Source organism: Massilia sp. Mn16-1_5 (assembly GCF_004798585.1).
GTDB lineage: Bacteria > Pseudomonadota > Gammaproteobacteria > Burkholderiales > Burkholderiaceae_D > Telluria.
The window spans coordinates 102,773-122,330 of record NZ_PPXQ01000014.1; the positions used below are offsets into that span (position 1 = coordinate 102,773).

At 66.2% G+C, this 19,558-nt stretch carries 16 protein-coding genes; 2 read left to right on the forward strand and 14 right to left on the reverse strand.

Translation table 11 applies throughout. The features are described from left to right. Positions 1 to 142: 142 nt before the first annotated feature. Positions 143 to 1,855, reverse strand: a complete 1,713-nt coding sequence (locus tag C2862_RS17475; RefSeq protein WP_136221419.1) for a methyl-accepting chemotaxis protein — start codon at positions 1,853 to 1,855, stop codon at positions 143 to 145. A gap of 223 nt (positions 1,856 to 2,078) precedes the next feature. Between C2862_RS17475 and C2862_RS17480 the strand changes: the two genes are divergently transcribed. Next, positions 2,079 to 3,083, forward strand: coding sequence for a DUF3108 domain-containing protein (locus tag C2862_RS17480; RefSeq protein ID WP_136221420.1), 1,005 nt, complete (start codon positions 2,079 to 2,081; stop codon positions 3,081 to 3,083). A gap of 45 nt (positions 3,084 to 3,128) precedes the next feature. Here C2862_RS17480 and C2862_RS17485 read toward each other — a convergent pair whose 3' ends face one another. From C2862_RS17485 to C2862_RS17525, 9 genes are all read right to left on the reverse strand, one after another. After that, positions 3,129 to 4,796: a peptide chain release factor 3 gene (locus C2862_RS17485; protein ID WP_136221421.1), complete on the reverse strand. Its 1,668-nt coding sequence runs from the start codon at positions 4,794 to 4,796 to the stop codon at positions 3,129 to 3,131. A 135-nt stretch (positions 4,797 to 4,931) separates the two neighbouring features. Continuing rightward, the gene (locus C2862_RS17490; protein WP_136221422.1) at positions 4,932 to 9,548 is read right to left on the reverse strand and encodes a pilus assembly protein; all 4,617 of its coding nucleotides are present in this window, start codon (positions 9,546 to 9,548) and stop codon (positions 4,932 to 4,934) included. A 59-nt stretch (positions 9,549 to 9,607) separates the two neighbouring features. Continuing rightward, positions 9,608 to 10,210, reverse strand: a complete 603-nt coding sequence (locus C2862_RS17495; protein WP_136221423.1) for a hypothetical protein — start codon at positions 10,208 to 10,210, stop codon at positions 9,608 to 9,610. Beyond that, positions 10,210 to 11,370 (reverse strand): PilW family protein, encoded by a 1,161-nt coding sequence (locus C2862_RS17500; protein WP_136221424.1) that lies wholly within the window; start codon positions 11,368 to 11,370, stop codon positions 10,210 to 10,212. The genes C2862_RS17495 and C2862_RS17500 overlap by 1 nt, the downstream gene beginning before the upstream one ends. An 8-nt stretch (positions 11,371 to 11,378) precedes the next feature. Then, complete coding sequence (locus C2862_RS17505; protein WP_229467488.1) at positions 11,379 to 11,819, reverse strand: hypothetical protein; 441 nt, start codon at positions 11,817 to 11,819, stop codon at positions 11,379 to 11,381. Then, complete coding sequence (locus C2862_RS17510; protein ID WP_168710101.1) at positions 11,816 to 12,442, reverse strand: Tfp pilus assembly protein FimT/FimU; 627 nt, start codon at positions 12,440 to 12,442, stop codon at positions 11,816 to 11,818. Before C2862_RS17510 ends, C2862_RS17505 begins: the two co-directional genes overlap by 4 nt. 44 nt (positions 12,443 to 12,486) lie before the next feature. After that, positions 12,487 to 12,900, reverse strand: a complete 414-nt coding sequence (locus C2862_RS17515; RefSeq protein WP_136221426.1) for a type IV pilin protein — start codon at positions 12,898 to 12,900, stop codon at positions 12,487 to 12,489. Between the two features lie 134 nt (positions 12,901 to 13,034). Further along, positions 13,035 to 14,348, reverse strand: a complete 1,314-nt coding sequence (locus C2862_RS17520; protein WP_307723556.1) for a sensor histidine kinase — start codon at positions 14,346 to 14,348, stop codon at positions 13,035 to 13,037. Next, positions 14,345 to 15,016, reverse strand: a complete 672-nt coding sequence (locus tag C2862_RS17525) for a response regulator transcription factor (protein WP_136221427.1) — start codon at positions 15,014 to 15,016, stop codon at positions 14,345 to 14,347. Before C2862_RS17525 ends, C2862_RS17520 begins: the two co-directional genes overlap by 4 nt. Positions 15,017 to 15,293: 277 nt before the next feature. Here C2862_RS17525 and C2862_RS17530 point away from each other — a divergent pair, with 277 nt between their 5' ends. Beyond that, the gene (locus C2862_RS17530; protein WP_136221428.1) at positions 15,294 to 16,103 is read left to right on the forward strand and encodes a Crp/Fnr family transcriptional regulator; all 810 of its coding nucleotides are present in this window, start codon (positions 15,294 to 15,296) and stop codon (positions 16,101 to 16,103) included. A 105-nt stretch (positions 16,104 to 16,208) separates the two neighbouring features. On the opposite strand, the gene C2862_RS17535 is transcribed toward C2862_RS17530, so the two are convergent. The 4 genes from C2862_RS17535 to C2862_RS17550 form a co-directional block, all read right to left on the reverse strand. After that, complete coding sequence (locus tag C2862_RS17535; protein ID WP_136221429.1) at positions 16,209 to 17,678, reverse strand: CHASE3 domain-containing protein; 1,470 nt, start codon at positions 17,676 to 17,678, stop codon at positions 16,209 to 16,211. Positions 17,679 to 17,935: 257 nt separating this feature from the next. Then, positions 17,936 to 18,568, reverse strand: a complete 633-nt coding sequence (locus tag C2862_RS17540; protein WP_056334485.1) for a response regulator transcription factor — start codon at positions 18,566 to 18,568, stop codon at positions 17,936 to 17,938. A 160-nt stretch (positions 18,569 to 18,728) separates the two neighbouring features. After that, positions 18,729 to 19,133 (reverse strand): MerR family transcriptional regulator, encoded by a 405-nt coding sequence (locus C2862_RS17545; protein WP_136221430.1) that lies wholly within the window; start codon positions 19,131 to 19,133, stop codon positions 18,729 to 18,731. A gap of 20 nt (positions 19,134 to 19,153) precedes the next feature. After that, positions 19,154 to 19,513, reverse strand: a complete 360-nt coding sequence (locus tag C2862_RS17550) for an integration host factor subunit alpha (protein ID WP_136221431.1) — start codon at positions 19,511 to 19,513, stop codon at positions 19,154 to 19,156. Positions 19,514 to 19,558: the final 45 nt, after the last annotated feature.

Below are 19,558 nucleotides of genomic sequence, written 5' to 3' on the forward strand. Positions count from 1 at the left end.
ATCCCTGCGCCGCCGTTGTCGTTTTAAAGGACGGTGGGGCAGCGCGTGGGTACGACGGCGTGCGCACGAGTGCGCACCCTACCGCACCGTAGGGTGCGCACTTGTGCGCACGCGGTACGGCGCCTGACGGTCGAAACGTCTTTTACGAATCCTTGCGCGACGCCAGGCGCAAATGCGGCCGCGGCGACTTGCGCCGCTCCGCCTTCGGCGCGATGCTGGCATCGCGCCGCCCGTCCTTCAACACGTCGCGCATGTCGATCTCGGCCACGCTCGACGGCTGGGACGGCTCGGGTGCCAGCATCGCCTCGTCCAGGCGGAAGGTCGCCACCGCCTTGGAGAGCGTCAGCGCCTGCATCTGCAGGGTGCGCGCCGCCTCGGCTGCCTCTTCCACCAGCGAGGAATTGCGCTGCGTGACCTGGTCCATCTGCACGATCGCCTCGTTCACTTCCGACAGCCCGCTGGCCTGCTCGAGGCTGGCCGTGCTGATCTGGTTGATGATGTCGCCGACCTGCTGCACCGATTCGGCGATCGTCGCCATGCTGGTGCCGGCCTGTGCGGCGAAGGCCGTGCCGCCCTCGATCTCGGCCACCGACTGGTTGATCAGCTCGCGGATCTCGCGCGCCGCCGCGCCGGTGCGCAGGGCCAGCGAACGCACCTCGCCCGCCACCAGCGCGAACTCGCGCCCCGCCTCGCCGCCGCGTGCCGCTTCCAAGGCCGCGTTCAGCGCCAGTGTCCCGGTCTCCACCGCGATGGCGTCGATCTGCTGGGTGATTTCGCCCACGCGGCAGGCGCTGCCCTTCACCGATTCCATCGTCGTCACCAGGCGCTCGGCCACGGTGCCGCCCTGCTGCGCCACGTTGGAGGCCGAGGCGGCCAGCAGGTTGGCGGCCTGCGCGCTGTCCGCGGTGAGGTTGACGGTGGCCGCCAGCTCCTGCATCGAGGACGCCGTGTGCTCGAGAGAGCTGGCGCGGAACACGGCGCGCGTGGTCAGGTTCAGGTTGCCCAGCGCGAGGTCGCGCGAGGCCGAGCCGATCGAGCGTGCCGATTCGAGGATGGTGCGCAGGGTCCCGTTCAGGTTGCGGATGCTGGCGTTCAGGGCGCGCGAGGTTTCCGCGATCTCGTCGTTGCCGTAGACCCGGTCCTTGACGGTCAGGTCGCCGCTGGCCAGGTCCACCGCGGCGGCGCCGATGCCGCGGATCTCGGCCAGCAGGGTGCGCCGCACGGCGACCGTGATCCCGAGCGAGACTGCGATCGCCAGCAGGATCACGCAGGGCATCAGCCAGGCCATGGCGCGGAACTCCGCTTCGGCACTGCTGGACGCCGCCTGCGACAGCGACTGCTCCAGCTGCGACAGTGCGTTCAGGCGCTGGGCAACGTCGGCGAAGGCGCTTTCCGCCTTGCTCGTCGCATTCGCGCTGATCGATTGGTCGTCGCGTGCGATTTCGATCACGTCGCGTACCGCCTGGACGTAGCGCGCGTAGGCCGATGCCGCGCCTTCCACCAGGGCGCGCTCCTCGCCGCCAGCGGGCGTCATCTCGGCCAGGCGCTGCAGGCCGGATGTCGTCAGCGCGTGCTGGCGGTGGATGTCCTGGATCAGGGGCTCGATGCGGCTTTTCGGGAAGCTGCCGCCGATCCAGGTCTGCAGCTGGTAGATCTCGGCATGGCCGCGCTGGGCCGTGAACACCAGGTCGCTGGCCGCGCGCATGTGGACCGCGCGTTTGCCGACGATGTCGTCCAGCGAAGCGTTCTGGCGCACCATCGCATACCAGGCGCCGCAGGACAGCAGCAGGAGCAGGACCAGCACGACGCCTGGCGCCAGCAGGAGCTTGGGACCGATCTTCAGGCGGGATAGCATCTCAGCGCCCCTCCATGAAGAAAAACGATGCGGCAGGCATGGCCGCGGCGGGGAAAGCTTCTGACGTGTGCATGATGGCCTCGCAAGTCGACAACGCGCGCTATTTCTCGATATTTCTTTAATGCATTCGACCAATCTAAGTCATCGTCCCGGCCATGCGTTTGAGCGGCGTCAACACCATCCCGAAGGTGGACAATTGCAGACAGACCGGTACACTAGCGCAATGAAAATTGCCGTCCACCTGGCCCGGCACCGGCGCCTGGTGGCGCTGGGCGGGCTGTCCCTGCTGCTGCACCTGCTTGCCATTGCCCTGATCGATGCCCTGGTGGCGCCGCCCCCGGTAGAGGTCGGCGCGCCGATCGCGCTGCGCCTGGTGCGCGAGACTGCGGCTCCCGCGCAGACGGCGGCGGCGCAGGCGCCCATGGCAGAAGCCACACAAGCATCGGCGCCCGCTCCGTCACCCGCGCCACCACGGGCCGAACTGCCGGCCATGCAGCCGCTGCTGCCTGGCGGCGGGTCCGACATGAGCAGGTCCGCCCCCTCCTCCGGCGCCACGTCCGGCATCGCACCGGTGCAAATGCCGGGCCGCTACCGCGTCCAACTGCCGCCGTCCTCGCGCGTCGTCTATGCGGTGACGCGCGGCGCCCCCGGACAGCCGCCGGCAAAAGGCGAGTCCGCCGAACTGGTATGGGAACGCAGCGGCGGCAGCTACCGCCTGCGCCTGGACGGCGTGCTCGGCGCGTTGGCCAGCACCGGCGGCGAGGACGACGCCGGCCTGGCCCCGGACGAGGCCCGCGAAGCCGGTCCTGCCGGCGGCGCGCAGATCACCCGCTTCAACCGCGCCGAGGGACGCATCGAACAAGGCGTCAACACCAGCGAAGCGCTGACCCAGGGCAGCCAGGACCGCGCCTCGGTGCTGCTGCAGCTGGCCGGCATCGGCATGGCCGACCCCGACCAGGTGCAGGACACGATCGACATCGTGGTCGCGGGCAGCGGCGGCGCACGGATCGCGCGCTGGCAGGTGGTTGGCCGGGAAAACCTCGAGACGCCGCTTGGTGCGCTCGCAGCCGTGCACCTCCTGCAGCTGGCGCCGGCCGGCGAAGCCCGCGTCGAAGTCTGGCTGGCGCCGCAGCGCGGCTGGCTGCCGGTTCAGCTGCGCGTGACGCAGGCCGACGGCACGGTCGCCAACCAGCTCGTCACCGCGATCGAACAAGCGGCGGGGCAATGAAAAAGGCCGGCATGCAGCCGGCCCTTTTCTTCTTCTGAAGCCGGCTTACGCCAGCTTCGCCGCGTGCTCGCGCGTCGCGTGGAAGGTCAGCTTCGGCCAGCGTTCCTGGGTCAGGCGCAGGTTGACGCCGGAGGTAGCCAGGAAGGCCAGGTTGCCGGCAGCGTCGTAGGCGACCTGATGGCCGAGCTGGTTCTCGAAGTCCGCCAGCGCCTTCTTGTCGTCGGAGGACACCCAGCGCGCACTGCTGATGCTCGACGATTCGAACACGGCGTCCACGCCATACTCGTTGAGCAGGCGGCTCGCGACCACTTCGAACTGCAGCACGCCGACCGCGCCCAGGATCAGGTCCGAACCCAGCACCGGCTTGAACACCTGCACCGCGCCCTCCTCGCCCAGCTGCTGCAAACCTTTGTGCAGCTGCTTCACCTTCAGCGGATTACGGATGCGCACCGTGCGGAACAGGTCCGGGGCAAAGTACGGGATGCCGGTGAAGGTCAGCATCTCGCCTTCCGAGAAGCTGTCGCCGATCTGCATGTTGCCGTGGTTCGGCAGGCCGATGATGTCGCCCGCATAGGCTTCTTCCACCTGCTCGCGCGAGGAGGCCATGAAGGTCACCACCGAGGACAATTTGACCTCCCTGCCAAGCCGCAGGTGCCGGACCTTCATGCCCTTGTCGAAGCGTCCCGAGCACACGCGCAGGAAAGCGATGCGGTCGCGGTGGGCCGGGTCCATGTTGGCCTGGATCTTGAACACGAAACCCGTGAACTTCGGTTCTTCCGGCTTCACGGCGCGCACCGTGGCGTCGCGTTCGCGCGGGCCCGGGGCCCAGTCGACCAGCGCCGAGAGGATCTCGCGCACGCCGAAGTTGTTGATCGCCGAACCGAAGAAGACCGGGGTCTGGATGCCGGCCAGGAAGCGCTCGAGGTCGAAGGGGTGGCTGGCGCCGTGCACCAGTTCCACTTCCATTTTCAGCTGCTCGATCTCGAGCGGGAACATCTCGGCCAGCTTCGGGTTGTCGATGCCCTTGATGATCTCGAAGGCGCCGTCGGCCTTCTCTTCGCCGGCCTTGAACAGCATGATGGTGTCGTTCAGCAGGTGATACACGCCGCGGAAGTTCTTGCCCATGCCGATCGGCCAGGTCACCGGCGCGCATTCGATCTTCAGCACCGACTCCAGTTCGTCGAGCAGTTCGAGCGGATCGCGGGTTTCGCGGTCCAGCTTGTTCATGAAGGTGACGATCGGGGTGTTGCGCATGCGGCAGACGTCGAGCAGCTTGATGGTCTGCGCCTCGACGCCCTTGGCCGCGTCGATCACCATCAGGGCCGAGTCGACGGCGGTCAGCACGCGGTAGGTGTCTTCCGAGAAGTCCTGGTGGCCCGGCGTGTCGAGCAGGTTGATGACGTGGTCGCGGAACTCGAACTGCATCACCGAGGACGCGACCGAAATGCCGCGCTGCTTCTCGATGTCCATCCAGTCGGAGGTGGCGTGGCGGCCGCTCTTGCGGCCCTTGACGGTACCGGCGAGCTGGATCGCGCCCGAGAACAGCAGCAGCTTCTCGGTCAGCGTGGTCTTGCCCGCGTCAGGGTGGGAAATGATGCCGAAGGTGCGGCGGCGCGCCACTTCGCGTGCGATCGCGGCGGGAGCGCGGGTCGTTGCAGGGGCGCTTGCGTCGCCCATGTCTTCGGTTGCAAGGATGTCAGGATCGTTGGACATAGTCGAGCCCCAGTGGCCCAGATGAAGAAAACCCTCGATTTTACCGATTCCCGGGCCGCCCGTGTGAATTGAATGCGCACCTAGCGGGAGCATTCCTGCTCCCGCCCGGCCGCATGGCCCTGCTGGATCCCGCCTTTATTCGCGCACGCGACGCCAGCCGGTGCGCGAGGCGGGCGGCGAGATCGCATTGCGCACCGCATTCGAATCCATGCCGCCGCCGGCATCGGTCGTGATCTGGACGCCGTTGCCCTTCGGGGTGGTGATGATGATCGAGCCGACCGTGGCCGCCGCGTTGGACAGGGTCTGGCCGGCCACCATCACCTGGCTCGTGGTGCCGTTGGGGCCGTCCACGGTGAGCGAGGTGAGCGGCTCGGCGGTGCAAACGTTGACCTGGTAGACGTTACTGGTGCCGCCCACCTTGCAGCTCGACGAGGAGCTCGGCATGTTGGTCACCATGTTCAGGGTGCCGAAGATGACCTGCGGGTCGAGGTTGACGCGCTCGCCGCTGTTCTGGTTGAAGTCGACATACCAGCCCTGCTGGGTGTTCAGGTCGACCTTCACGCCGTTGATCGTGTAGGCCGTGCTGGTGTTCGCCACTTTCGCCAGGCTCTGCTTCGCCATCGTGCTCGAGCGCCACTGGGCGGAGCTGATCGCCGTGCCCGAATCCTTGAGCACATAGGCGCTCTGGACGTCGCTGTTGCCGATGTCGGCCAGGTCGAGCAGGCGGCCGGTGCCGAAGGCGACGACGCGGTGCACGGCGCTGGTCTCGGTGCCGTCGGCGGCGATCCCGTTGACCTGGCACATGGTGACTTCCGGGCGTGTCGTGATCGGCTGCTTGACGCCGGCGTCGCCCATCTTCAGCACTTTGGCGCCGGCCTTGTAGTCGGTGAAGTCGAAGCGCCACATCTGGCCAAGGTTGTCGCCGCCATACACGTAGGTCACCACCGGGTCGGTGTGCGGGTTCTCGGAAATGGCCGAGATGCGCGCCAGGCCCGAGGGCGTGGTGGTGTCGCCCGAACCGGTGCTCACCTTCGCGAGCACGGCCCCGGTGGCGATGTCGACCACGAAGACATAGCCCTTGCCGCTGCCGCCGGCGACGCCGTCGGTGCCCGGCACGTTGTTGTAGCCCGAGGACAGGAAGGCCGCCCAGTGCTGCACGCCCGCGCCGTCCTTCCAGACGCCGATCTGCGCGCTGCCGAAGCTCAGCCCGATGTCGGCGTCGTAGTTGATGCCGCTGCAGACGGCCGGATCGGCGCACAGTTCCCACAGGGCCACCGGATTGGCGGGGTCGGTCACGTCCAGCGCGTAGTAACCGCGTCCGCCCGCGTTCAGGCCGGCCACCAGCACCGCGCGCCACTTGTCGCCGATCTTCACGTCCGCCACCTCGGGTGAGCCGTCGACCGTGAACTGGTGGCTGGTGGAATACGTGGTGCTTGCCTGCGCGTACAGCTTCTTCATCGTGATGCGCGGCGCGTAGGCCCACATCTCTTCGCCGGTGGTGGCATTGAAAGCGTGCAGCATGCCGTCGTTGGCGCCCGCGAAGACAGTCGGCTGGCGGTCCTGGTTGTCCTGCTGGTAGTCGAAGTAGGAAGACTCGGTATAGGCCTTGCGCGGGTCGCGCAGGTAGGCCGGCTTGGACGAGGCGATATCGCCCAGCACGATCGGCAAGGGCGCCGCCAGGCCGGCCGGGATGGTCGCCGTCTTGGTATAGGCGCGCAGCAGCGTGTCGTTGGCGTACTGCTGCTGGCCGCGCAGCCAGTTGACGATGTTTTCGCCGCTGTCGACGATCTTGCGCTGGGCGGTGTCGAGGGTCGGGCATTGCGCGAGCAGGCTGCACTTGTTGCTGAACCAGGCCTGCTCGGCCGGCGTCATTTCCGCGTAGGCGAAGTCCTTCAGGCCGCCGTTCTCGACGTCCAGCATCAGGATGCGGCGCGTATCGGCGGCCGCGCTCACCTTGCGTCCGACGATTTCCGACGAGTTCCACTCCACCTTCGGCAGCACTTCGCCCGTCAGGACGTCGATCTTCTTGCCCTGCAGTTCACCGTACCAGCGCACCGTGGTGAAGGTGGCGGCGAAGATGTCGTTATCGGACTGCGACACGTTCGGGGTCGAAGTGGCGGCCGCGGCGGCCGCGCCGATCTTGACCTCGATGTTGGACAGGGCCGAGCGCAGGCCGTCGATCACCTGCAGCGGGTCGGATGCGCTGAAGTACTTGCCGTGGCCGTTGATGGCCGCGTGCCACAGGTCGTCGACGCGCGACTGGTAGGTGGCGCTGCCCGACTCCTCGCCGGTGATCGGGTTCGGCCAGACATAGGCGCCGCCGCCATTCCACGGGCAGCCGCTGGTGACGCCCGTGATCAGCTTGTGGAAGTCGCCGCCCGGCGTCGGCGCGGTATCGTATTTCGGCTCGTAGTTCATGATGCCGTCCACGCCCAGGCCGAGCGCGTAGGTGTTCATGTGCAGGCGCGTGTTCTCGCCGGCGGCGGCCGCCACAAGGCCGTCGCGTTCGCTCCAGTTCTCGAGCGAATCGCGCAGCGAGGCGACCTTGTCGTTGGAGCCGCCGTTGTACCAGTAGAGGGCGACGTCGGCCAGCGAATTCAGGGATTGTTCGCTCGGGTCGACGCAGCCCTTGGCGCGCGAGCAGAAGCGCGCGGAGCTCTCCTTGTTGTCGTTGTTGACCACGTCGGCGGCGGCGGCGCCGTTCCAGTAGCCGTCGGTGGTGACGAAGGTGAAGTTCTGCTGGCACGGGAACTGGATTACCTCGTTGCCGGCGCTGTAGTTGTAGGGCGCGCGGTTGGCGTACATCTTGCCGATCGCGTGCAGGGCCTGGCGGATCGGGGTCGACCCGCTGGTCGACATGCCGTACAGGGAGCTGTACCAGCTGCTGCGGGCCGAACCCTCGAAAACCTTGGGCGCCTTCATCGTGCCCTCGGCGGCGGCGACCGACAGCGACACGATGCCGACGTTGTAATTGTTGCCGATCGGCTGGAAGGCCTGGCCGACGGCCGTCTTCATCATCTGGTTGCGCGTCTTGTAATAGGCGTACCAGTTGGCGAAGTTGGTCATCTCCTCGTCATAGGTGCAGGTCGACCCGGCGCAGTCGCTGCGCGCCGGGGCCTTCGGGTAGCTGGTGCGGGTCGACACGATGTCGGTGCGGACGAAGACCGACGCGCCCAGCGGCGTGACCGAGGTCGGCACGCCGTCGGTGCTGGCCGTGCTGGCGCCGAAGCTCAGGTAGGTGGTCTTGCTGGCCGTATTGTTCGAGAGCGAGCCGAGGGCGATGTTGTCGCCTTCCGCATCGAGCGCAGTCGTAATCAGGCAGACGACGTTACTGCCCGCCGCCTCGCACAGTGGCGAGGTGTTGCTGGTGCCGCCGATATAGGCCTTGATGCTGCCATTGGTGCCGACCTTGTTCTTGATCGCGGTCGCGACGCTGCCGGCGTTGACGCCTTTCGAGAACTGCAGGGTGCTGGAGAACAGCTGGGTGCCGCCCAGCGACAGGCCGGACAGCACCTGGTTCTTGTTCGGATTGGTGCTGCCGCTGACGCTCAGCAGCGCCGTTACCGAGGTGCCCGAGGAAACGATCAGGTCGCGCCCTGCCCGGCTGCCGTCGGAAGCCAGGGTGCAGGGGCCGACCGCCTTGCTGGTCGTACCGGCCGGGCAGTTGATCGGCACGACGGCCACCGTACTGGTGCTCTCGAGCGTGATGCCGAAGCTCGAGCAGGCCGGCACGCCGGTCACGCTCGGCGTCTTCACGCAAGCCGTGTACTGGGCCGCGAGGCCGGTCCTGGCGATGATCGACGCGGCCAGCGCGTTGGCCAGGGCCGCCTGCTTGGTCGTCGTATTGGTGCCGCTGCTGGCGGTAACGGCCGTGTTGGTAAGGGTGAAGCTGCCGTTCGGCTCGACGACCGTGACGCTGTTGATCTTCATCGAGATCGTCGTGCTCGAGGCGCCGATGGTGATGGTGCCGTACCAGTCCGGATTGCGGTTCGGGTCGGAGAAGCGCGGGTACTTGAAATTGCCGACGTACTTGGCCTGGCAATTGGTCAGGGCGCGGCTGTCGCACCAGCGCACGCGTGCCGGTTCCGGGTAACCGCTTGGTGCCGGCGCGTTGACGGCGGTGACGCGGCAGTTGGTGAGCGTGCTGTCGGTGCAGTACTCGGCAACGTTGATCGTGTAGTAGTAGGGATTGGCGGTGAAGCTTTGCGCCGTGTAGCGCACGTCGTTCGGATAGGCGTAGCCGCTGGTGTTGGTGCCGCAGCTGCTACCGTCGCACCAGCGCAGGTCGGGGAAGCCGGTGACCAGGTTGGTCTTGTCGACGTTATTGCCCAGCAGGTCGGTGTTGTTGACGTTGAAGCCGTCGGTCGTGACCGAGGTCCAGCCGGTCGTGTTCGCACGCGTCATCGAGTCGAAGGACAGGCCGGTGCTGGTGACCGGCGGCAGGTAGCGCACCTTCGGGTTGTAGTACTGCTTGTTGAAGTCGGCGCTGGCGAAAGGCGGGTCGCCGATGCGGCAGGCCTTGGTACCGCCGCTCATCGTCGCGCGCGAGCGGCAGGTGGTGCTGTCGTCCACGTAGTCGGGCGTGAAGGTGCTGGTCATCGAGCCCGAGTTATCGTAGAGGAGCATCAGGTTCGGCTTGACCGTGCCGGTGCCGGTGATGTTCAGGAGCGGCAGCTGGGCGATCGCGGTCGGGCCGGCCTGGGCCGCCGACGCCAGCAGGGCCAGCGCGAGCAGGGAGAGAATGCGGTTCATGAGACGATCCATCGTGTATCCATTCATCGGCCGCAAGGGCCTCGGTTCGGTGCGCGGCGTCAGCCGCCGATCAGCACCATCATCTGGTTGACCACGTTGCCGCCGCGCGCGCCATCCATACGCGCCGTAACCTGGTAGTGCACGCGCGGCACGCCGTTGTAGCGCGGCGTGGTGATCACCATGCTCGACCCGGGCGCCAGCGGCGAGCCGGCCGCGAGCGGGTTGTCGGTGGTCTGGACGCAGGTGTTGTCCTTGTCGTTGTAGGGCAGCGCCAGCAGGCACATGCGGTGGATCACGTACTCGATCCGCTTGTCGCCGACGGTCACCACCTTGGCGCCGACCCAGAACGCGGGATTGCGCACGCCCTGGCTGGGGTCGTAGGTGGCCACGTAGCCTTGATTCGCCGCGTTCATGTCGAGCAGCGCGCGCTGGCTGGTCGAGGACGAGGTGGCGGCCAGCCATTTGTAGGCCTCGTTCAGGCCCTGGTCGACCGCGTGGCTCTGGGCCGCATCGTAGGCCAGGTTCGAGGCCGTCAGCGTGGTCGTGTTGCTCGACTTGAGCAGGTAGATGCTCGAAATGAGCATCACCAGCAGGATGACCAGCATGACCGGCAGGGCAATGCCGGCCTGCCGCGCGAACGGACGGGAGGATGGACGCTTCATCATGGATTCCAGCCCGCGTTGCGCAGCGGGACGATGGTTTCGAAAACGCGGTAGCTGTAGCAGCGCCAGTCCGCGCTGTCCCCCGCCACCGCCACGTCGACCGTCATCGGCACCGGCGTCACGCCTTCCGGCTCCTTGCTGGCGAAAACGACCGGCTTGTTGGTGGTGGTGCTGCAGGCGGCGCCGGCAGGCGGCCGTTCGCGCGTCTTGCTGCGCGCGACCACGGCGATGCGCAGCGCCGCCAGGTGCTCGTAGTCCCCTGCGCCGCCGGTCTCGCCGTCACCGTCGGCATTGATCATCTGCGGCGACCAGGTCCCGATCTTCAGGCCCTTGCGGTTGTCGAAGGCGCTGCCGGTGCGGGTGTCGAAGCCGTACTGCGCCTTGATCGAGACGATGTTGTCGGCCACCGTCGCCGGGGTGGCGGCCGAACCGGCCATGTCGGTCGAGCGCAGGCGCAGGAAACCGTTGGCGACCGACCAGGTATGCAGCGACAGCGAGGCGGCCGGGCCGAGGTTGAACAGGCGCGTCTTGCCGCCCTTGAAATTGATGCCGAGTTCGCCGGAGTTGAAGCGGAAATCGGTGCCGCCACCCACGTTCACCTGGGCCGCCGCGCCCGGCCGCGCCGAGATCTGTGCCAGCGCGCAGTCGCCGCCGCGGTTTTCCGGCGCCACGACGACCACGTCACCCAGGTTGAAGCCATAGGACGGTACCCGGTCGACGTTGACCAGGGTGCCGCCGAAGTAGTCGGTGACCACGCGCAAGGTACCGGTGCCGGTCGGCGAGCTGCCCGAATACAGGGAGATGACGTCGGGCGCGCTGCCGTTCGACTCGATGACGGCCGGCGCCAGCGGGCGCACGGTGGCGGCGCCGCGCGGCGCGCCGGCCAGCACATAGCCTTCGCTGTCGTTGAAGCGCGTGTTGCAGCCGATGATAATTGGGTCGTTCAGGCCGAAGCCCGCCTGCTGGGCGTCGTTACTGATCGAGAACATCGCCAGCATCCCGTTCTGCATCGAGTCCGAGCTGCCCAGCGCCGACTGCTTGCTCTGTTCGGAGCCGGTGATCAGGCGCGTGGCGAATACCAGCGCGAGCATGCCGACGGCCAGGCTGACCAGCAGTTCGACCACCGAGAAGCCCCGCATACGGACGCTAGAAATGCCCATGTCCGCTCCTAGATGGTGGCACGCACGGTGTGCGTGTTGGCGGGGTCGCCGGCCTTGCGCTGCCAGCTGATCGCGACCGTCACGGTGGCCGCGCCGCCGCCGGTGCCGTTGGCGATCGTCACCGTCACCTTCGCGCCGGGGATGCTCTTGCGGGTGGCGTCGTACCACGGCGTCAGGCGCGCGCCGGGCGTGCCGCCGCTGGCCAGGGCGTAATCAGAGAGGCGCTCGGAATCGGTCGTCATCACGCCGAGCAGGCGTTCGGCCGCGATCGTCGCCTCGGCGCGCATGCTCGCTTCCGACAGGGCCGAATAGGCGCGCGCCTGCAGGCCGATCGTGCCGAGCAGGCCGATCGCGAGCAGCACGGCGGCGATCAGCGCTTCGAGCAGGGCGACGCCCCCCTGGCGCTGCTTGAGGCGGCGCGGCGGGCGAGGCATGGGGCGGGAGGTCATGGCGGGCACCTTTGCGGATCGGTGGTTGCGGCGAGCGGGTTGCAGCGGATGGCATTCCCGGCCATGGTCAGCACGAGCGCAAGCGGACGGGCCGCGGCCGCATGCTTGCTGCTGGGGGTCAGCGCGAGGCGCTCGATGCGCGGGCCGATGGCCGGATCGACCCAGCCGACCGGCGTGAAATAGACGGCATTCGCACCCTCCGGGCCGATCGACGGAACCAGGTCGGCCGCCGGCGGCAGCGCTTCTGCGCTGCGCTGCAGGGACTTGAAGCCGTTGGCCGCGCCGAGCGGATCGCGCGTGGCCGGAGCGGCCGCACTCGACCAGTTGGTGCTGATGTCGTTGCAGGGTTCGTCCGAACGCGGGAAGCAGACGTCGATCTGCCAGTCGTACTGGCCATTGGCCGCGTTCTTGCTGAGGACCAGGCGGCTGACGCCGTTCTGGGTCAGGGCCTGGTTGCGTGCGAGCGCAAAGCCTTCGGCATAAAACTGGCCGGCGGCGGCGACCTTGCTGGCGTAGATCCACTCGGCCATGCGCGGCATGCCGATCGACAGCACGATGCCGAGGATCGCCAGCGCGATCAGGGCTTCGAGCAGCGTGAAGCCGCGGTCGATGTGCTTACCCATGCCTGGTCTTATTGCCTGCCTCATTGGCTGCCTCATTGGCTGCCTCATTGGCTACATTGACCGCTCTTGTCGCGCACCCAGCATTTCGTGCTCGTGGCCCAGCCGCTCGGTACGCCGGTGGTGGCGCGCTGGCCGTTCTGGTCGATCGTGAAGACGAAGCCCAGCGTCGCGTTCTTGCCGGTCGCGCTGATCGTGTAGGCCGTGTCGGTCGCGCTCTCGACCTTGAAGCTGAAGTTGTCGGTGTTCGCCGGCAGCGCCGCAAAGCCGCTGTAGGAATTCGTATTCGACCAGTGCTGCTCGAGCGCCGGCTGCACGCCCGCCAGGGCGGAATAGGCATCGGTCAGGCGCGTGCGCAGGACGTAGCTGCCGTAGGTGGGCACGGCGATCGCGGACAGGATGCCGATGATGGCGACCGTGATCATGAGTTCGATGAGCGTGAAGCCAGCCTGAGGTTTCATGTCGGTTCCCGAAGATGGGACGCGCCGCTTGGAAGCATCGCGCCGGAAATAAAAGTTGCCTTGGGAGAATAATACCGCAGGAAGCTTGCATTACCCTGAGGAAATGCTGACAGGAAGCTGACAGTCGAGTCTACTCAGGGAAAGGCCACCGTGAAGACGGCTCCGCCGCCTTGCGCATCGGACAGCGTCAGCTCGGCGCCGTGCAGGCTGGCGATGTCGCGCACGATGGCCAGGCCCAGGCCGCTGCCATGGGTGCCCTCGTCCAGCCGCACGAAGCGCTCGAATACTTTTTCGCGTTGGTAGAGGGGGATGCCGGGGCCGTTGTCTTCGATGCGCAGCATGCTGCCACCGCCTGCCAGCGCGGCGCAGCCGACGGTGACGCGCCCGCCCCGCGGCGTATAGCGCAGGGCGTTGTCGACCAGGTTGTCGACCAGGTCGCGCAGCAGGAAGCGGTCGCCCTGTACCCGGGCCGGCGCCAGCTCGAAGCCGAGGTCGATGTCGCGGCTGGCGGCCTGCTCCACAAAAGCCTGGATGCTTTCGGCGACCAGGTCGGACAGGTCGAGCGGCGCCAGGCGCGCGCGCGCAAAGCGGTTCGGCTCGGCGCGCTCCAGCGACAGCAGCTGATTCGTTTGCCGGATCATGCGCTCGTTCGCGCCCAGCATCAGATCGAGCGAACGGCGGGTCTCGGGATCGCCGGCGTGGCGCGCGGCCAGCCATTCGAGCTGCAGGCGCAGCCCGGCCAGCGGCGTGCGCAGCTGGTGCGCGACGTTGGCGCGGAATTCGTCCTGGGCGCGCGCGCCGGCATCGATCCGGCCCAGCAGGGCATTGAAGGCGCCGACCACCGGCAAGAGTTCGCGCGGCATGCCGGCGTCGTCGAGCGGGGCCAGGTCGGCGCTGCCGCGCGCATCGAGCCGCGCACGCAGGCGCGCCAGCGGAGACAAGCCATTCCCGACCGAGAACCAGACCAGGCCCACCAGCGCCAGGCTGAACAGCACTTCGAGCAGCACCAGCGAGCGCACGATGGCCGCCTGCACGCCCTGGCGCGCGCGCGTGGTGCGCGCCAGGCTGACACGCATGCCCTCGCCCGCCTCGGCCACTGCGACCCGCACCGGCTCGCCGTCGAGACGGGCATCGAGCAGGCCCGTGCGCCGCGGCGCGGAAAGCTGTGGCGTGCCGGCCAGCAGGCGCCCGGCGCCATCGTGCAAGGCGGCCCAGCTGGCCTCGCCGGCGCCCTTGTCGGACGCCACCGTCTGCAGCGCGCCAGCCCCGCCGCTACGCACGCGCGCGGCCAGCGCGGCCGCATCCTGGCGCAGCCCTTCGTCGAAGGCGAGTTGCGCCGGCGTCCAGGCCAGCAGGTAGGTCAGCGCGGCGGCGCCCAGGTTGACGACCAGGATCGGCCCGACCAGCCACTTCAGCAGCCGCAGGCGAATGCTGGGAATGCCGCTCATGCGGCCGGCGCCGCTTCCAGGAGATAGCCGAAACCGCGGATGGTGCGCAGGGCGAGGCCCGCGCCTTCGAGTTTCAGGCGCAGGCGCGAGACATAGACTTCGACCGCATTCAGGGTCAGGTCTTCGCCCCAGGGCGCAATGGTGTCGATGATCTGCTGCTTGGAGACCACTCTGCCCGCCTGCTGCAGCAGGTATTCGAGCACGGCCCACTCGCGCGCCGACAGTTCCAGCGGTCGCTCGCCAATGCGTGCGCGGCGCGCGCCGGAATCGAAGACCAGGTTGCCAAGCAGGAGGATGCCGGTCTTGGGCGCATTCCTGCGCCCCAGCGCGCGGATGCGCGCCACCAGTTCTGGCGTGGCGAAAGGTTTGACCAGGTAGTCGTCGGCGCCGGTCTCGAGTCCGCGCACCCGGTCTTCGACGGCGTCGCGCGCGGTCAGCAGCAGGACCGGGGTGGTGTCGCCGCGCGCGCGCAGGCGGCGCACGACCTCGAAGCCGTCGATACCGGGCAGGCCGATGTCGAGCACGGCCACTTGCGGGGGATTGCGCTGCAACTGGAGGTCGGCCTGGAGACCGTCGCTGGCCAGTTCGACCTGCATGCCGTGACCCTGCAGGGTGCGGGTCAGACCGTCGGCAAGGACGGCGTCGTCTTCGACGAGTAGGACATGCATGCGCTGGACATAAGAAAAATGGCTGAGAGAACGGCCATTATGCGGAAAAAGTTGCTTCTTGAGAAGAAAAGCCCGGGAAAAGGCCTGATTTTCAGCATCTTTCCTAGTAGGACTGGACTGACACGACACCATGCATACAGCCTACATGGGGGCAACCCCTAATCTTATGTTCGGCAACAGACGGAACCATTATCGTACACACATCGCGATTAAGACATTGTCAACACAGTCTCCAAGAGTCGCACTCCATGCAGTACGTTAGATAAGAGGACAGAAAATGAACAACGCTCAACTCGGTGGTGTCACGCAAAAAGCACAATCGGTCAACCAGCTTCTTTCGACCAAAGAGGATATCAAAGCGGCGTCCCGTCCAGTTGTCAGTTTCAGCGGCACCCAGCAAAACGAACTGCTGGCAGCCCTCCCCCGCCAAGACCTGGAAACCCTGTTCGAGCACCTGGAACTGGTCCCTATGCCATTCGGTAAGGAACTGTTCGAGTATGGCAGCAAATTGGAATACGTGTATTTCCCGACGACTTCAATCGTGTCGCTGCTCTACGTGATGGAAGACGGCGCCACGACCGAGATCGCCGTGGTCGGCCACGAAGGCGTGGTCGGCGTGTCGCTCTTCATGGGCGAGCGCGCCATGTGCAGCGCCGTGGTCCAGAGCGCCGGCTACGGCTACCGCCTGAAGACCCAGTACCTGCGTGATGCATTCAACCGCGGCGGCGCCCTGCCCCAGCTCTTGATGCGCTACACCAACGCCCTGTTCGCCCAGATGGCCCAGAACGCCGTTGGCGGCCGCCACAGCTCGATCGAACAGAAACTCTGCCGCTGGCTGCTCGACCGCCTGGACCGTTCGCCAGGCAACGAGCTGAAAGTGACCCAGGAACTCATCTCCATCATGCTCGGCGTGCGTCGCGAAAGCATCACGGCCGCCGCCGGCAAGCTGCAGGATGAAGGCCTGATTCAGTACCGCCGCGGCAACATCACCGTGCTCGACCGTGCTGGCCTGGAAGAGTACGCAGGCGAATGCTACAAGGTCGCCAAGACCGAATACGACCGCCTGCTGATGGACGTGGCACGGTAAGGTGGTCGGCTCCACCTGATTGTCTGCGTGGCGCCTACGTAGGCGCCGCCCACGCGTTCAACGCACGGCGGCATCACTGCAAAGTATCAGGAAACAGCTCGAAGTTTAAGCAGCAAACCTTCCCAGATCGTCGTTCCCCACCGCCGGCAGGACCGGCGATGGGCTCGGCGGCACCAAGGCAATATTCCCTCCAGGCGCGATCGGCGCCGGAATCCGGGCCCGCACGCAGGTCCCTACCCCGTTCACCCCCGGTTCGACGTCGAGCTTGCCGCCCAGCAGCAATGCACGCTCACGCATGCCCAGCAAGCCATGCGACTTGGGACGCGTGATCGCGTCCGGCGCGATGCCGATGCCGTCGTCGGTCACCTCGAGCGCGAGCGAATCGTCCTCGCGCGCCAGGTGCACGATCACACTGCGCGCCTGCGCATATTTCGCAATGTTGTTGAGCGACTCCTGCACGATGCGGAACAGCGCGATCGCATGCATCGAGCCGGCCGAGTCGACTTCGCCGTCGATCAGCACGTCGCAATCGAGGCTTGTCACCCGCGCATAATCTTCGCAATAACTCTGCAGGGCGGCGGCCAGGCCCAGGTTGTCGAGCAGGCTCGGGCGCAGGTCCTCGACGATGCGGCGTTTCAATTGCACCGTGTCGACCAGGGTCGCGCGGGCACGCGCCAGCATCGGGGCCAGGTCCGGCCGGCTGCCGCGCAATTCTTCGCTGAGGCTGGCGAGGTCGAGGCCGATGGCCGTCAGGTTCGCGCCCATTTCGTCGTGCAATTCGCGCGCCAGTTTCGATTTCTCTTCTTCCGACACATGGATCAGGTGGCGCGACAGCACCGACAATTGCTCGGTACGGCGGGCCACCGTCGATTCGAGCTGCTCGTTGGCCAGCTGCAGGGCGTGCTCGGCGCGAGCACGGGCGGTGAAGCTGCGCTGCACCAGCTGGTAGAAGAGCAGCAGCACGGCGATCGCCGCGGCATTGATGCCCAGGCCCAGGATCACCGCATGGCGGTACTGGCCATAAAAGGCGGCGCTGCGCGCGTTCAGCAACTCGTTCTGCTCGCTCAGCATGATCACGACCTGCAGGCGGCTCTCGTCGCTGTCGCCTTCGCTGGGCGCACCGGTAATGGTGAGAATTTCCTTCAGGCCGCCGTCGCGGTAGATGGTGAGGGCCTCGTTCATCATGCGTAGCTGGCGCTCGACGAGCGCGCGCAGCTGGGCCAGGTTCTTTTGCTGCGAGGGATTGTCGGCCAGCAGCACGCCGAGTTTACGCAACTGGGTGTCGATCTGGGCCGGCGCACCCTGCACGGTGCCCAGGTAACTCGGTGAACCGGAGAGAAAATAGCCGCGCAGATTGCTTTCGGCGTCGGTGACGAGCAGGTTCAAATGCTGCAGCTCGTCGGTGACCTTGGTAGTCTGGTCTTGCAGGGAATTCGCGGCCTTCAGGCCATCCAGGTTGCGCAGTAGAAAAATACCATTGACCAGCAGGATCGCCACGCAGGCGAAGCACAACAGCGTCTTGAACAGCGGAAGGGAGCGCGCGTGTTTCGGGAGGGGATCGGTGGAAAAGTACATCTGCGGGTTCCTTTCGCGCAACTTGCCGGATCGCACTGATTATAGTCGCAGACGGACTTTAATGCAGCGCAGCAATGACGTCGAGTTGAAGGGATGAGACAGAATGTACTGGCGGGCAAGACTTCTTGCCGCCCCGCCAACTGACGCTTTGGCAAGGGTGCACGCCGACTTTTGATGCACTGCACTAATGCACTGCGGCAATGCCGCGTTGCCGGTTATCCGGCGAAGGCAGGCGCCGGGCGGCGCCCGCTACCGGCTCAGTCGAGCAGGTTGTTCTTCATCGCGTAATAAGTCAGGTCGCTGTTCGATTGCAGGCCCATCTTTTCCATGATGCGGGTGCGGTAGGTGGACACGGTCTTGATCGACAGTGACAGCGCGTTACCGATATCGGACACGGTCGCGCCCTTGGCCAGGCGCAGGAAGACCTGGAATTCACGGTCCGACAGCTCGGTGTGCAGGGCCGTATTCGGATCGCGGTCGAAGCTTTGCGCCAGCAGTTCGCCGACGGTCGAGCTCACGTAGCGGCGGCCCTGGAACACGGTACGCACCGCAGTCTTGAGCTCGTCGGCGTCGCACTCCTTGTTCAGGTAGCCGTTGGCGCCCATCTTGAAGAGATTCAATGCATATTGCTGAGCCGGATAGCCGGAAAGGATCAGCACCGGCAGGTTCGGCTGGCCCTGGCGGATGGTACGCAGAATGTCGATCCCACTCTGGTCGGGCATGGCGATGTCGAGCAGAAGCACGTCGCAGATTTCGCGACGGGCGATGTCCAGCGCCTCGCGGCCGGTGGCGCCTTCAGCGACGACTTCGAAATCGCCGGACGAGGAGAAAATCTGTTTGAAACCTGCTCGAACTATCTGGTGGTCGTCACAAATGGCAACGCGTATCATTGTCTTCCCTTAAATTTTCCTGGCACAGGAAAGTGCCGGGGAAAGCGTCCCCCGGCTGTCAGGCGTTGGATTACCTAAGCCGCATGTAACATTTTAGCACTCATGCGCCCTTCTACAACAGCGCACGACTGCCGGGTTAACGCTACTTTAAGCCGCTGCTTTAAGCTGGCCGCACGCTTTGCTTGCAGAGTGCGAGAATATCGAGCAAATCCGCACGCAACTTGGCCGTGTCGACGACGGGCGCCTCCTCGACCTGCACTTCCTCGACGCCGCCGGCCAGGTTGCTGGCGCGACTGTCGAGCTTGTTGCGTGCCCCGCTGATCGTGAAACCCTGTTCGTACAGCAGTTCGCGGATGCGCCGGATGAGCAGCACCTCATGGTGCTGGTAATAGCGGCGGTTACCTCGGCGTTTGACCGGCTTCAGCTGAGTAAATTCCTGTTCCCAGTAGCGCAGCACGTGCGGCTTGACGCCGCACAATTCGCTGACTTCGCCGATCGTGAAATAGCGCTTCGCCGGGATCGGCGGCAGCGCGGTCAGTTCAATCTTGTTCGGACGATCGTTCATAACTCACTTATCTGAAGCGCTCAAGCGGCGCGCGCCAGCGACGACGGCGGCGGGCTGGTCTCTTCGACCATGCCTTTCAGTTTCTGGCTGGCGTGGAAAGTCACGACGCGGCGCGCCGTGATCGGGATCTCTTCCCCGGTTTTCGGATTGCGGCCCGGCCGCTGTGGCTTGTCGCGCAACTGGAAGTTGCCAAAGCCGGACAGCTTGACGGCCTCGCCGCGCTCGAGCGCGTTACGGATCTCGTCGAAGAAGGTTTCGACCATGTCCTTGGCTTCGCGCTTGTTCAGGCCGACCTGCTCGAAGAGCAGCTCGGCCAGCTCGGCCTTGGTCAGGGTCGGCAGGTCCTTTTCGGCTTCCTTCCGTACCCGCGCCACCTGCATCGCGCGATGCAGATCGGCCGCCAGAGCCTCCTGGAATACGGCCGA

Coding starts and splice junctions, on each gene's coding strand:
- C2862_RS17475 (WP_136221419.1), bottom strand. CDS start 1,855: ATGCTATCCCGCCTGAAGATCGGTCCCAAGCTCCTGCTGGCGCCAGGC.
- C2862_RS17480 (WP_136221420.1), top strand. CDS start 2,079: ATGAAAATTGCCGTCCACCTGGCCCGGCACCGGCGCCTGGTGGCGCTG.
- C2862_RS17485 (WP_136221421.1), bottom strand. CDS start 4,796: ATGTCCAACGATCCTGACATCCTTGCAACCGAAGACATGGGCGACGCA.
- C2862_RS17490 (WP_136221422.1), bottom strand. CDS start 9,548: ATGAACCGCATTCTCTCCCTGCTCGCGCTGGCCCTGCTGGCGTCGGCG.
- C2862_RS17495 (WP_136221423.1), bottom strand. CDS start 10,210: ATGAAGCGTCCATCCTCCCGTCCGTTCGCGCGGCAGGCCGGCATTGCC.
- C2862_RS17500 (WP_136221424.1), bottom strand. CDS start 11,370: ATGGGCATTTCTAGCGTCCGTATGCGGGGCTTCTCGGTGGTCGAACTG.
- C2862_RS17505 (WP_229467488.1), bottom strand. CDS start 11,819: ATGACCTCCCGCCCCATGCCTCGCCCGCCGCGCCGCCTCAAGCAGCGC.
- C2862_RS17510 (WP_168710101.1), bottom strand. CDS start 12,442: ATGGGTAAGCACATCGACCGCGGCTTCACGCTGCTCGAAGCCCTGATC.
- C2862_RS17515 (WP_136221426.1), bottom strand. CDS start 12,900: ATGAAACCTCAGGCTGGCTTCACGCTCATCGAACTCATGATCACGGTC.
- C2862_RS17520 (WP_307723556.1), bottom strand. CDS start 14,348: ATGAGCGGCATTCCCAGCATTCGCCTGCGGCTGCTGAAGTGGCTGGTC.
- C2862_RS17525 (WP_136221427.1), bottom strand. CDS start 15,016: ATGCATGTCCTACTCGTCGAAGACGACGCCGTCCTTGCCGACGGTCTG.
- C2862_RS17530 (WP_136221428.1), top strand. CDS start 15,294: ATGAACAACGCTCAACTCGGTGGTGTCACGCAAAAAGCACAATCGGTC.
- C2862_RS17535 (WP_136221429.1), bottom strand. CDS start 17,678: ATGTACTTTTCCACCGATCCCCTCCCGAAACACGCGCGCTCCCTTCCG.
- C2862_RS17540 (WP_056334485.1), bottom strand. CDS start 18,568: ATGATACGCGTTGCCATTTGTGACGACCACCAGATAGTTCGAGCAGGT.
- C2862_RS17545 (WP_136221430.1), bottom strand. CDS start 19,133: ATGAACGATCGTCCGAACAAGATTGAACTGACCGCGCTGCCGCCGATC.
- C2862_RS17550 (WP_136221431.1), bottom strand. CDS start 19,513: ATGCAGGTGGCGCGGGTACGGAAGGAAGCCGAAAAGGACCTGCCGACC.